Annotated in this window: 12 protein-coding genes; 9 read left to right on the top strand and 3 right to left on the bottom strand. The window is 39.4% G+C overall.

The annotated features are described in order from the left end of the window. Positions 1 to 243 precede the first annotated feature (243 nt). Positions 244 to 1,388 (top strand): IS3 family transposase gene (locus tag NLX82_RS19500; protein ID WP_110455586.1). Its coding sequence is split into 2 segments (ribosomal slippage): positions 244 to 517 and positions 517 to 1,388, totalling 1,146 coding nucleotides; the frame shifts between segments, so codons are not numbered across the junction. A 376-nt stretch (positions 1,389 to 1,764) separates the two neighbouring features. Continuing rightward, positions 1,765 to 4,176, top strand: a complete 2,412-nt coding sequence (locus tag NLX82_RS19495; RefSeq protein WP_254348813.1) for an S-layer homology domain-containing protein — start codon at positions 1,765 to 1,767, stop codon at positions 4,174 to 4,176. Positions 4,177 to 5,453: 1,277 nt separating this feature from the next. On the opposite strand, the gene NLX82_RS19490 is transcribed toward NLX82_RS19495, so the two are convergent. Continuing rightward, positions 5,454 to 6,701, bottom strand: coding sequence for an Ig-like domain-containing protein (locus NLX82_RS19490; RefSeq protein WP_254348812.1), 1,248 nt, complete (start codon positions 6,699 to 6,701; stop codon positions 5,454 to 5,456). A 577-nt stretch (positions 6,702 to 7,278) separates the two neighbouring features. Between NLX82_RS19490 and NLX82_RS19485 the strand changes: the two genes are divergently transcribed. The 7 genes from NLX82_RS19485 (at position 7,279) to NLX82_RS19460 (ending at position 10,612) form a co-directional block, all read left to right on the top strand. Next, on the top strand, positions 7,279 to 7,677 hold the full coding sequence (locus NLX82_RS19485; RefSeq protein ID WP_254348811.1) for a hypothetical protein: 399 nt from the start codon (positions 7,279 to 7,281) through the stop codon (positions 7,675 to 7,677). 610 nt (positions 7,678 to 8,287) lie between these two features. Then, positions 8,288 to 8,518 carry a hypothetical protein gene (locus NLX82_RS19480; RefSeq protein ID WP_081376908.1) on the top strand — a complete coding sequence of 77 codons (231 nt, stop codon included), beginning with the start codon at positions 8,288 to 8,290 and terminating at the stop codon, positions 8,516 to 8,518. A 148-nt stretch (positions 8,519 to 8,666) separates the two neighbouring features. Further along, positions 8,667 to 9,056, top strand: coding sequence for a NucA/NucB deoxyribonuclease domain-containing protein (locus NLX82_RS19475; RefSeq protein ID WP_483312063.1), 390 nt, complete (start codon positions 8,667 to 8,669; stop codon positions 9,054 to 9,056). Between the two features lie 266 nt (positions 9,057 to 9,322). Next, on the top strand, positions 9,323 to 9,457 hold the full coding sequence (locus tag NLX82_RS27620) for a hypothetical protein (RefSeq protein WP_302055902.1): 135 nt from the start codon (positions 9,323 to 9,325) through the stop codon (positions 9,455 to 9,457). Between the two features lie 63 nt (positions 9,458 to 9,520). After that, positions 9,521 to 9,832, top strand: a complete 312-nt coding sequence (locus NLX82_RS19470; RefSeq protein ID WP_254348809.1) for a hypothetical protein — start codon at positions 9,521 to 9,523, stop codon at positions 9,830 to 9,832. Between the two features lie 25 nt (positions 9,833 to 9,857). After that, the gene (locus NLX82_RS19465; RefSeq protein WP_254348808.1) at positions 9,858 to 10,265 is read left to right on the top strand and encodes a hypothetical protein; all 408 of its coding nucleotides are present in this window, start codon (positions 9,858 to 9,860) and stop codon (positions 10,263 to 10,265) included. A 113-nt stretch (positions 10,266 to 10,378) separates the two neighbouring features. After that, complete coding sequence (locus NLX82_RS19460; protein WP_254348807.1) at positions 10,379 to 10,612, top strand: hypothetical protein; 234 nt, start codon at positions 10,379 to 10,381, stop codon at positions 10,610 to 10,612. Between the two features lie 71 nt (positions 10,613 to 10,683). Here the strand turns inward: NLX82_RS19460 and NLX82_RS19455 are convergent, their stop codons facing one another. Both NLX82_RS19455 and NLX82_RS19450 read right to left on the bottom strand, forming a co-directional pair. Next, positions 10,684 to 11,139 (bottom strand): hypothetical protein, encoded by a 456-nt coding sequence (locus tag NLX82_RS19455; RefSeq protein WP_254348806.1) that lies wholly within the window; start codon positions 11,137 to 11,139, stop codon positions 10,684 to 10,686. Between the two features lie 1,131 nt (positions 11,140 to 12,270). Beyond that, positions 12,271 to 12,708 carry a hypothetical protein gene (locus NLX82_RS19450; protein WP_254348805.1) on the bottom strand — a complete coding sequence of 146 codons (438 nt, stop codon included), beginning with the start codon at positions 12,706 to 12,708 and terminating at the stop codon, positions 12,271 to 12,273. Positions 12,709 to 12,898 lie beyond the last annotated feature (190 nt).

Below are 12,898 nucleotides of genomic sequence, written 5' to 3'. Positions count from 1 at the left end.
AGTTGTTCAGTTTTGTGTTGACAATCCAGAGTTAAGAATTACATATTGAAGTGCACTTATTGAATAGTACCTATTGAACAATTTTATTATCACCACAGGCTAAAAAAATGATTTGAAGACAAAAAAAGAAACCCCCAAGGGATCCGGGGGGACTGACCCCATAACGTGAGACAAATCAAAACACCTTCAAGAGAATCGAGCCATGTCGTAAGATATGGAGATAACCTTGGAGGTGTTTTTACGTTGGCAACGAGAGTGAGTTACCCCTTAGAAATAAAGATGAAAGCTATTGAAATGAGATTGGCAGGAGTTCCAGTAAGAGAGGTTATGGAGCAATTGGGAATACGGAATAAGACACAGCTAAAAACATGGATGAGGTGGTATCGAAAAGGCGAAGTGCATCGTCTGGAGCAACCTGTGGGTAAACAGTACAGCTACGGAAAAGGTCCGGAACACTCTTCGGAGCTCGAAAAATTAAAGGCGGAGAACCGGTTCCTGAAGCAGCAACTGGACCTGCTAAAAAAGTACAAGGAACTGGAAAGGAGGTGGAACCTCAAGTCGTCATTGCCTGGGTCGAGTCCATTCGAGAAGAAGTGACGGTGTCTGAGGCTTGTGCATGGCTCGGGATCGCAAGAGCTACCTACTACCGCTGGAAAGCAAGCGTGGAGACAGAGCGTACAGATGCTACGGTAGAGAAAATCCGGCAGCTTTGCATCCGTCATAAATTTCGGTATGGTTACCGGAAAATCGCCGCACTCCTTCGGAGAGAGCAAAGAACGAATCACAAACGAGTTCAGCGGATGATGCAGCGTGAGGGGCTACAGTGCCGCGTGAGGATGAAGAAACGAAAGGCCACTGGGCAGCCCGCTCATCCAGCAGAAAATCTGTTGAAGCGGCAATTCCATGCAGAGGCGCCCCTGCAAAAGCTCGTCACGGACATCACCTATTTACCATTTGGCGGAAAGATGTTGTACTTCTCCAGCATTCTAGATCTGTACAACGGGGAGATTGTGGCTTACAGTATAGCGGACAAGCAAGATACGTCCTTGGTTTTGGATACGCTGAATCAACTTCCAAAACGGACAAGTATGCTGCTCCATAGCGACCAGGGAAGCGTATATACGTCACAGGCTTATCAAGCTGCAGTAAAGGGAAAAGGCATTACCATGAGCATGTCCCGTAAAGGAACGCCCGCTGATAATGCCCCCATCGAATCGTTTCATTCCACATTAAAGTCTGAAACGTTCTACCTCGAAGATCTCATGTGTACAACGACTGCAATCGTTGAACAGACCGTTCGAGACTACATCACCTACTATAACTCAATTCGGATTCAAGCGAAACTAAATAACCAGTCGCCGGTGGATTACAGGCGACTGGCTGCTTAAACTTGCAAGGTGTTTTGATCCCTGTCTCACAAACGGGGGTCAGTCCCATCCTTCGGGGGGCTCTTTTTTTAATCTTGTAGGACAGAATGTATGTCTTAAACTTTACTCCTGTTTATGAACGGAATGATGAAGGAGTTCAGAAGAGGCGTGCACGTGTTTCGTGATCATGTTAACTGGTATACGAATATGGGAGGATAAACAAACAAGTCGGACTGACGTCTTTCTTTTAATATTTGTTCAAGAAAAATCCTATTATGGATTAAAAAGTAGTGACATCATCGATTAATCTTGCAATAATAGGTAAGTGATTCTATATACCTAAAATATTAGGTATATAGTCTTGGTTTAACATTACATACATGAGAGGACAAAAAAGATGAAGAAGTGGGTTAATGTTTTAACGGCAGGAATTTTAGTGACCTCCTTATGGGCTAGCCCCATATTGGCGGCTGACAGTTCGCACCATGTAGCAAAGAAGGGCAGTTCTACTGAATCTCAACCTTATGTGGATATGGCGAACCATTGGGCAACGGACAACGTTGCAAAATGGAGCAATCGAGGAGTGGTTTCAGGTGTTGCGAACGCACGCTTTGAGCCAAATCGTCCGATTACAAGAAGTGAATGGGCTGCTTTGTTAAATCGTGCATTTCAAATACAGCCAGGACAATCAGCATCTTTTACCGATGTAGATAAAGACGATTGGTTTGCCCCAACCGTTACGGATGCAGTTTATGCTGGATATATGAAAGGATTCGAAGATGGCAGCTTTCGCCCTACGCAAGTATTAAGTAGAGAAGAGGCGGCAGTGACCATAAACCAATTGCTTCAAATCCCTTCTTCCGATTCAAATAAAACCTTTAAAGATAGCACATCTCTACACAATTGGTCCCAAAAGGCCGTTAATGCTGTAGTGGCAGCTGGTATTATTGAAGGTTATCAGAACGGTACCTTTCAGCCTCAAAAACCGTTGACTCGTGCTGAGGCGGTCACGATTCTGGATCGTGCTGTTAATCATTCTGGTGCTTGGTATGGAGAATCAGGAACATATGGACCTTCAAATGGACTCGCCAAGCAGTCAGGCAATGTTGTAATCAACACAACGGGTGTAACGCTTCAAAATATGGAAATTGCGGGTGATTTAATTATCGGGAAAGCCGTTGGGAACGGCGATGTATTCTTGAAGAATGTCAAAGTCCACGGTCAAACCTACGTTTACGGCGGTGGAGAGCATAGCGTTCATCTGAACAATTCTGTGCTAGTTAGTATCATCGTAAACAAAGTGGATGGAACCGTTCGTTTGGTGGCGGAAGGTGCAACTTCCATAAGTGAAGTGAAAATTAAGACGGGCGCAGCCTTGGATGTCTCACAGGGGGCTAGTGTTGATCGGGTTACTCTAACAAATGAGCTCCCAGCAAAATCGAATGTGAGCCTTACAGGATACTTCCACACGGTGAACGTGGAAGCATTCGCTATTAATGTAAACATTCCAAACGGACAAATTGATAAGTTAAACGTAGCTGACAACGCTACGGGTACAACTATAGATACAGCACAAGAATCTTCTATTCTCTCTCTGGTGCTTAATGCTGCTGCCAAGGTAATAGGATTAGGTTCTGTTGATAAAGCCGTAGTTAATGCTGAAAATGTTTCCTTCCAAACCAAACCTAAATCTATGACAAATGGCGACAAGGTAAGTAGTGATGTTAAAGTTACAGTAGGCGATTCGACGAATACTTTGGGATCACAGGGGACAACATCATCAGGTGGCGGTGAGGGTTCTTCTAGTAACCCTAATGAATCCGGTAAATCCAAAAATGAAGATAAGAAAGATAATACTCCTCAAACTCCAGAAAACAACAGCGGGGACTTTAAAATTTCTGTTCCTAAAAAAGTTGTAGCTGTTGGAGAGGCAGTTTATTTTACAAGCTCTCGTGATGGGGTAGCATATTTTTCAAATCATATTATTGATATTGAAAGTATGACCTCTCTTGAATTAGGTGTTGAGAGTGGTGAGGTTCAAAAGATTGAGGTCCAGGCCAATAAAACGGTAAGTTTCTCAACATATGCTATTAATAATTATGAATATCCAAGAAATTTCGAGTTCAATCTGACTGTTTATGACAAGAATAATAACTATGATAGTGAAGATATTACGGTATTAGATGAGAATCAGGCAATTGTTGAGAACCCTATATTTACACAATATACGGCATCGGAAAATGAACTTGATCAATTTTCTTTTGATTACAATCGCTTGATTACAGTTAATGAAGGGAAAGCCACAAATAATATAGTTCAATGGTCAATTAGTGACGGTCCGTTCCTCCCATTTACAGAAAAAGATGGTGAGGTGGAAGTAAAAGATAACTTAATTATAATATCTCCGAAAAGTTTAGAAGATCGAGTAATATATAAATTCCAAATAGTTGCAGATGCTGTAGTAACAAGGAATGGCGAGGCAAATAAAGAATATCATACCGGAGGAAATAGAAAAACAGTCAGAATCACAATGATTAAGCCTAACGGTGGAGCATTCAAGGTTAAAAAAGGAGAAGATATTACCTTCTCACTTTCAGATGTTTCAAAAGTATACCTTCTCAATTCGTTCGTCTGGGGTAGCAACAGTGACTATGATGATTTAGTTGCAGAGAACTGGGGAAAGAAAATAGAGGTTGAGGATGATGAGGTTAATAAACCAGTTACTATTTCTACAGGCGATTTGCCATCTGGGAAGTATAAACTTGATGTTTGGTATGGACGAAACTTTGATCTGGAAATTATAGAATAAACTTAAATAGCGCAGGTATCTATAATATGCATTACGATACTTTAAGAGGGCAGGAAACTTTTCCTACCCTCTTTTTTTGTTCCAAATTCCCCCCTTTAAAATAAGCTATTATGGTGAGCGTAAGACATATCCCACTCGAAAAATCAGTAGTAAATCCGAATAAAACAATTGTTATAGTGTATTCATAGAAGTTTTAAGGAATTCGGTGAAATATTGAAATGGTATGATAAAGCCATATATTCATTTGCTGAATGCTGCTCTTCCAGTATCGGTAAAACAGCAGATGATGGGCATAGGCAGGACGACAGTCCAAAAGAACTCAAACTAAATGTTGTTATTGGTCTGGATAAGCATTAATGCAATTATATATGGCATTATAGAACTTAATAAAATTATAGATGACGTTACCAATTGCTAACTAACAATTTCTAATAAGCACCGATAGGTTTCATCTGATTGATGGTAGGGCACAAGTGGAATAGCATTGACAATATTTTAAGGTTTATTGACTAGATTGGTAACAACAAAAGTGATAACTCCAATATATCTTAAGCCCTGCTAAAGTTAGCAGGACTTTTTTACTGAGCCTTAACTTCATAAGTCACGTAAGGCTTCTTAAAATTTTGGGATGCTTTTCAGTATCGTTTTCAGGAATTTATCCTCATTGGATAAGGGATTTCTAAGCTATCGTATCAATATTTGCACTCATATAGAGTGCGAATAAAAACACAATAAGTCAAACTAAGTTAGCAGTTTTATTTCAATCCACGCACTCACATGGAGTGCGACCGAATCTGATATGGGTACGGTACGAGAGGTCGAAATTTCAATCCACGCACTCACATGAAGTGCGACGGGTGCAGTTCGTATGACGCAACGGAGCAAGTGATTTCAATCCACGCACTCACATGGAGTGCGACAGCGGACAAACTATACTCCACGATTCGCGAACAGTATATTTCAATCCACGCACTCATATAGAGTGCGACTTGTCGAGTAGAGAAACTTTAAATTTAAATATAAATTTTAATCCACACACTCATATAGAGTGCGACAGCAAAAAACTACGTATCCAAGAGCCTTTATCTCTATGGTAGCGTACAACAGTATATATGGTAACTAGATTATACTAAAATCACTGATTAAAGTTCAGGTGTTGTTCACATTCCATGCGATTTCGACAAAATCTGAGGTGCGAATAACTCGGGGAAATCATGTGAGCTTGGCATTCGCACCAGGCATAGCTGCTAATTCTTTTATATTTTACAAAAAACAAATTAGATCAAATACTCAATGGACAAGATTTTATTTTTGGTGTCCCAGGAAGTTTTTGCGCCCGGAAGTACCACTGGAATGTCACGGGCTTTGACGTAAGAAGTCCCTGCGAAGACTTTAAATTGCGACACCGCCCTGCCAGCTAGTGTGGGGACTTTTTTAGACGAATCGTAGCCCACTGGGAGCATGAGCTGCCTTCCAACTGAGGAAAGAGGCACATACATATTGCCATCGACTAGAAGTCCCTCTTCGGCTGACTTACCATTAACGATTACGGGAAACCTCGGAGCTTTCTGGCTTATGTCGGAGGAAGGGACGTATGTAACCGATACATTGAAATCAGGCTGGGCATACTTCTCCTTCTCTGTCCTTGAGCCAACCACCACCTCGTGTGATCCAACAAGAGAGCCCACAGTAGCAGTAAGGATAGCCTTTCCATAGCTGACACCACTGATGCTGCCGTGAGCTTTTACGGCAACAATGTCAGGATTAGAGGATTCCCACTTCGCAACTTCAGTTACGTAAGTGGTATCTCCGTTGGCGAAAAGAGCTAATGCGTTCACTTCCATACCTTGGTTCAGTTCCATAGAGATAGCTTGACTGCTTGGCGGTAGTGTGCCCCGAACAATATCGATCTTTCTAGGAAGACCTACATAGATTTTAGCGCTTGTGCTCGTATAATTTTTATAATCATTGCCGTCCTGATCCTGAAGTTCAGTATTTTCCATGCGGACAGTAATAGATGTATTTGAATCGCTCACAGTTTCTTTGGCGTTCAGGAACAGGTGTACAAATGGAACACCTGAATCTGATGACAGCCATTTGTCTTTATTCCCAGATACATAGATGACAATTTCCTTCTTGTTATCGCTTGGATTAAGGTCAGTAGGATAAGGATTTTCGATCCGGTAATTTCCGTTATCATAGGGTCTGATGAGGGTGAAGCAGTCGTCTCGCCAAATATATTTACCTAGTGCATCGTCATAACGCAGAAGTCCATCTGTCGTAAACACATTTTCGTCGTAGCTAAGTGTGATTTTGGCTGCCTGAATGCCTTTTGTATCCGGAAGTGCAGCAGACGGAATTCCGACTTTAAGTGAGGCGCTCTGACCTGGAATCACGCTGGTTGAGCTGTTGCTCAGATCCACATATACTTTGTTCGGTTCTGATGCGACTACGGTTCCGACTGCGGACACTGTGCTCATCAGGATAAATAGCACTGCTATTATTGTTTTTTTGAGTGTTAACATCTTGCTGCCTCCAGAATAGAATTAAAAGCTTCAAAATAAATGAGCATCAGTATGATGCTAATGATATATATCGACAAAATGCTTGGCGAATTTACGATTAATTCTAAATGTATCTATTTTTACAGGCATGTTGATGACCACTAAATGGTAGGAAAAGAGTCGTCAACCCGGTAAAATGTTTGTACCCCTAGAACCTACCGAAAGGTGGACGGTTTTCTTTAGGATTATTCGAAACAGACATGGACAAAGAACACCATAGTCTTGTGGGAGTGTCAAAAGTCTATACGAAGCTACTTGAAGAGAGAGCCGCAATAAATATAGAAAGACTATATTAAATGAAATAGTCCAATTGTATTATGCTGATAATAACACATACGGAAGCACCGTTGTGCAATCCGAAAGCATCGGTAGCACCCTGCTGGCTAAAGCCGTCAGGGTGTTTTTTTAAGCGTGTGTAAGCAATATTGTATGTATAATATTTACATGCGTGTTTAAAAGTTTTTAAGATTTATTGCCTGTTAGAGTTAACTTCTATAATAATGAAAAATTGATATTTAAATGCACAAGGGTGATTGTATTGAGTATTAGAAGAGAAGTAGCGGAGGGTATTAGAGATTACAAAACTGCTGGTTTAGCAGAGGGGTTTGTTCTAGCTGAACTTTTGTTTCTGGGTGTAGTTACTGGTAGATGGGCTGATAGAACTTGGTGGCCAGAGGGAGAATGGTGGGTTGGTGCTTGGGTTTTTATCGTGTGCCTACTTCTTCTTTTTGTTCCTGTAACATGTCTAATTATGACTGTTGTATTTGGTCTAGCTTGTGGTATGGGCTGTATGATAGGTGACTATTTATTTGAGAATTTAGGTGCTTCTGTTGTAATTGCAATCATATCTGGAGTATTAGGCCTAATGGTAAATATGGTAGGCTGTCCTAGATTTACTTCAAAGCGTTTAGCCCAAGAGTTTATTGATAAACTTTAAAATATTTAGAGGGAGCGAAATTTATTCTATAGAATAACCATATATCCTTCCTGTTGTGATGCAATGTATAGCTTAAAAAAGCCAAATGATGAGATATTAAATACTCCGCCTAAAGGGAAAGGAGCAACGCTTGAAATTCGATATTACATAATAATTTGAAATGAATCTTCTTGATTGGTTGTCTTTATTTCTAGCGTGTATGGTATGATAATGTTACGACTAGGATCTCTCTTAATTAAGGCGGTCTTATTATGAAACTTACAGAGCAATTCATTTATAAGATGGTTAGAATGATATATATTGCACTTGTTTTGGCTCTATTGATTGAAAAGGCTTTTTAATATTAGCATAACCCGTTTTTAACCTTTTACTTTTGATGAGATTCAAATGCTTGGGATAGTAAAAATAAATAAGAAGAGTACTAGTCGTGTATCCCTTGCTCCCTGAAGGGAACACGGCTAATATACAAATATAATGAAATGAGTTTCAGAAAAAACACCCTTTATTTACGGATATTGGGTGTTTTTTTTATTTACAAAATCCCCCAACACATATATACTGATTAGGTCTTAAGTAATGCTTTTGTATTGAAAATGGGAGGGGTGATAGAATGAAAATCTTGAAAAAACTAACGGTAACTGCATTGGCTGTGGTCATGTGTTTTGGATTTATCAGCGCTGCTTCTGCTCGTACATATGTACATGGCTATACTAAGAAGAACGGTACTCATGTTGCTCCACATTACCGCTCAGATCGAGATCATAGTTTCAGTAATAACTGGAGCACAAAGGGCAATCGAAACCCGATAACGGGGAAGTATGGGACAAAAACACATCGCTAAAAGATATTGAATGATCGCGTTAATACCCTACTAAATGCTAAGTGGGGTATTGTTTTTATATTTAGGGGGATGTAATTTGAAGAACATGAAAAGCTTAATAGTAACCATAATACTGGCCATTAGTATTGGATGGGCTGTTACACACGGGATGTTTATTCCGCAAGACCACAAGGCTCCTGTGGTGTCTAAGCAATCGAAAACAGTGACAACGGGCGAGACAGTGCAATTGGAATTCCCGTCAGCCAAGTATCCTGAAACAGCCCAGCACATCAAAGAGGCCATTGCAGCAGGAAAGTCACCTGTATGCACCATAAACCGTGAGGGAGCAGACCATAATCGCGAATTGTCATTAAAAGGTGTACCCACCAAAAAGGGCAAAGATCGTGATGAGTGGCCTATGGCGATGTGCTCCGAAGGTGGAGAGGGTGCAGACATTAAGTACATAAGTCCAAAGGATAATCGTGGAGCTGGATCGTGGGTAGGTCACAAATTGGATGAATATAAAGATGGAACGAAGGTTGAATTTATCGTTAAGTAGTAAAATCCCCGATAACCTTTATTGGTTGGCCGGGGATTTTTGTCATTAAACAACATTATTTTTACATGTTCTAGTTCGAAAGACTATGTCTAAGAACGAAGAATAGTTTGAAATTTATTTATGTCATTACTAAATATTAGAATTTTAAAGGAATTCATAATGGGACTTCCTTACTGTTTATTTAAATTTACGGTTTTCCTCTTACTTCGACATTCATTTTTATATATTATTTTGTTGTAAATACAAAATATTGGAGGTATGTATAAGTGAAATGGAAATTAGCTAAAACTATCTTGAGTTCAATGGCAACTGCTTTATTATTCTCTGTTATAACTCCTTTCGCGGCGTTTGCAGAAACATCTTCAGTAAATGCTACATACGGAACAGCACCAACAATATAAGCTAATACTGTAACTCCGCCTGTTCCTACTGTACAGCCTGATGGGGAAGTTAGTACCCAAGGTGTGAAAGTTAAGGCTCTAGAAATTGCTATTAAAGCATTAAGATATGTTATCGATAACCCTGTGTCGAGATGGACTCTGGAAAAATTCTTTGATACAGAGACAGTGGCAGCTGTTATTAAATATAACAGTAAGGTTTTTGGTGTTCTTGAAAGTTACTTAGGAGCAGTAGAATTGACTACTGCTGAAATAGCAGCAGGCGCAAGGTCTGCAATCGTCCAAGAATTGAGAGGAGTCGTTAGTAAAGGAATCGCTGAAGGAGTAGGGATGGTTGTTGAATGGTTGATTTATTATGGTAGCAAAGTAATACTTTAATGACTTGGAAAATGAGAGGTGCATCATGGATAACCCGGATATAACTCGGCTTGAGAAGCGTATAAACATTTTGCTTGAATGGAAATCTGTATTGTTGCGTTTAGCAGAAGATGAATTATCACCATATGATAGGTGGTGTGCTGAAAAAGAGCTTAGTCGGGAAGATCAGCATTTTATAACGAATCTTTGTATGTTATTTAACATCCGTTTGCATCCTGATCAAAGTAACCCTGACGTTCAAAAAGTCACTAAGAACTTTGAAGAACATTTCAAAGTTGGTGATTTTGAGTTGAGTTACGAAATGTTTGAAAAATTTATAAAAGATTATCAACTTAGAGAGAATCCAATTCATGAGTGGGATGCTCGAGAAGTGCTTGAAAAGCTGGCCGAGAGCAATAGGAGTGTTGAATTGAAGGAACAGCTATTGGGTTAGCTATGGATTCTAAACGGAATAGGTAAAGCGGCCCTGCCAATTTAGATTAGCGGGGCCTTGTTTATGCAGGAGAAATCACAATAATCACCGAATACCTTCCTGAGGTGATCAGCATGAACCATACATATAAAGTGTTAAAGTCGGATATCGAACTATTTGCTGCTGCATTAAGCCAGGTAAAGGTATACGTTGTTCAGTCGTTGGGCGAGGATTTTATATCGGTTGTAGACTATGGTGGCACTATAGAAAAGTTTTCGCCTGATTCGGTTAAGATTGCTGGAGCTTATTACATACGGAATCAATTTGAATTTAGAGTAGATGTGAAAGAGGACTCTAACGGTATATAGCCGATAGAGTCCTTCTCTGTTTTATGTGAGTCGGATGTATATGAATCCACTTAGTAATTGCTGCACATTAATTAGAATTGTCTCGCGCTTACCTGGAGATCCATACTAGAACCGTCCATGTTATAAATGTATAACTTATATGAATTTGTTTTTTTGGTGTAAACCTGAATGTTCTTTTGTTTCCCGGGTTTGAGTGAGGATTCTATAGGGTCTTTTCCGTCTTTACCAAACTCAATATATATTGTTGCACTTCCATTATTTTTGACGTACACATTGGCGTCCTTTCCATTTTCAGGGTCCATGGAGAAAGTATTCTCAAATGCTCCTTTTCCGGTATGATGTATAGGATTAATCAATTGAAAATCAAAAGGAGTGATAACATTGTCATTTTGAGGCGTTTTTGTTTCAATCATTTTTATGCTGTCAGTTTGATTAGCCGAAATCGAATCTTGTGAAAATGCAGCGGGACTTAGAAGTAGAAGTAACGATGCGACGACACCAAAAACCATCATTTTTTTTAAAAACAAATCCTTTCTTACTATTATTTAACTGCAAATATAATTATAATTAAATCATATATTATGTACATAGTCAGCAAGTACTATTAAATGTGGTTGTTATGTGAATTAAGGGGGGGGATTAAATCCCCGCTAACCTTAATTGGTCGGCGGGGAGTTTTTTTGTCATTGCTCATATGGGATTTACACCAAAAGATTTAGTGTGAAATATAAAAGCCCTCCATTAAAGGAAGGATCTTGTTAAACGATGAGTATGGAAATCATAAATCAATGTGATTTGCTTCGTCTTTTCAAAAAATTTATAAAAAGCATAACAAGCAGTATACAGAAAAATATTGCAAAAGCAATCACGATCCACCACTGAGGGTCAATTATATACAACACGACTCCGATAAGCAGGACTGTTGTTGTTATTGCAATTCTCACTTTCAACATTGTACTTTTACTTATCCGAGGCTCCAATTTTCGTATTGTAATTTGAATTATTATAGCAAGTACAACGAAAAATATTGAAGTGAATGAATTATAGATAACACCAGCTCCATTTAGTCATTATGCCTATCACATGCTCCAGCGGGGGCTGTTAAAGATGGGAATTAAGAGTTGCTTGTGATGGAGTATCCTGTCCATATCAAGTTTATCGTAATTCCCTTTCCCCTATCTTGGATTTTTAGGGATTGTGCAAGAAGTCCTGCTTCTGCCACTGCACCTATTACTGTGCCAACAACACCCGATCAAACAACTGTTATTACGGAATAGACTAATACGGATACAGTTTCAAAGTAAACACTAAATGCTCTACTGGCTTAGCTAGTAAGAGAGGAGCGTACAAAGGTACAATTGTGGGAGAGGTTCCGCAATAGATTTAGTGATTGGTATCAGATAAAGAAATCCGGAGAGAGAATCTTCTTTTCCGGCTCTTTGGCATTGCGACAATCAGAACAATTACTTGTTCAGCAGCATGAAGTTACCGATGAAACCCTCTTCTTGTTATAAAGATGGGGGGTTGAATTTTCGATGTGAAATCATAATAATATATGCCGCGTCCTTCTTCCTGATTTTTCTGAGAAGTGCTACCTAAATAATAAACTCCCTGACTCTCGAACATAGTCACTAGATGTTCCACGAACTTTAATTTTATTATCGTATTCTCCGTATGTATAAGTCCCAGTTGATTTCCTTTTGATCAGGCAAGATAATATCTTTGATAAAACCTTCGCCGTCATAAATTACTTTTAAACCAGGCTGAGGGTCAGGATTATCAATATGATATACCGGCAGTGATTTGGTTGCTTCTTCGATCTCTTTATCCTGCTGTTTTTCTTTTTCTAGCTCAGCTTGTTGTTCAGCAGTCAGTGGAGCAATAGCAGCTTTAGATTTTTGGTGTTCAGGTACCGGAGTTCCTTTTTCCAATACAACCATGTTATTGTTCTCATCGTATTGAATGATGGTACCCGCTAACATACGGTCAGGGATTTTATCTCCTTTTTCGGCATTTGAGGTAGTTGGATAGACGATCCCCAAAGAAATGAATAGCGTTGCAGCCAGAAAAGCTTGCGGTAGAAATTTTACTTTCAAACAAAACGCCTCCTTGAAATATTTGTAAATCCATAAATAGCATAAACGGGTCTATTGATATCGTCAACCTTTTTATGGAATATATGAATATATTTAATAGATTAGTAGGTGGGTATAGGCTTAAAAGGCCAAAAAGAAGGTTATTGACAACTGTTAAATTATGGACAACAATAGAATGCAATAATATAAA

Origin of the sequence: Paenibacillus sp. A3M_27_13, assembly GCF_024213315.1 — a bacterium.
Lineage (GTDB): Bacteria > Bacillota > Bacilli > Paenibacillales > Paenibacillaceae > Paenibacillus > Paenibacillus polymyxa_B.
This window is presented reverse-complemented; position numbering and strand designations above follow the sequence as displayed.

Excerpts from the sequence above, each read along its gene's own strand:
- NLX82_RS19495 (WP_254348813.1), top strand. The coding sequence starts at position 1,765 with ATGAAGAAGTGGGTTAATGTTTTAACGGCAGGAATTTTAGTGACCTCC.
- NLX82_RS19490 (WP_254348812.1), bottom strand. The coding sequence starts at position 6,701 with ATGTTAACACTCAAAAAAACAATAATAGCAGTGCTATTTATCCTGATG.
- NLX82_RS19480 (WP_081376908.1), top strand. The coding sequence starts at position 8,288 with ATGAAAATCTTGAAAAAACTAACGGTAACTGCATTGGCTGTGGTCATG.
- NLX82_RS19475 (WP_483312063.1), top strand. The coding sequence starts at position 8,667 with ATGTTTATTCCGCAAGACCACAAGGCTCCTGTGGTGTCTAAGCAATCG.
- NLX82_RS19465 (WP_254348808.1), top strand. The coding sequence starts at position 9,858 with ATGGATAACCCGGATATAACTCGGCTTGAGAAGCGTATAAACATTTTG.
- NLX82_RS19460 (WP_254348807.1), top strand. The coding sequence starts at position 10,379 with ATGAACCATACATATAAAGTGTTAAAGTCGGATATCGAACTATTTGCT.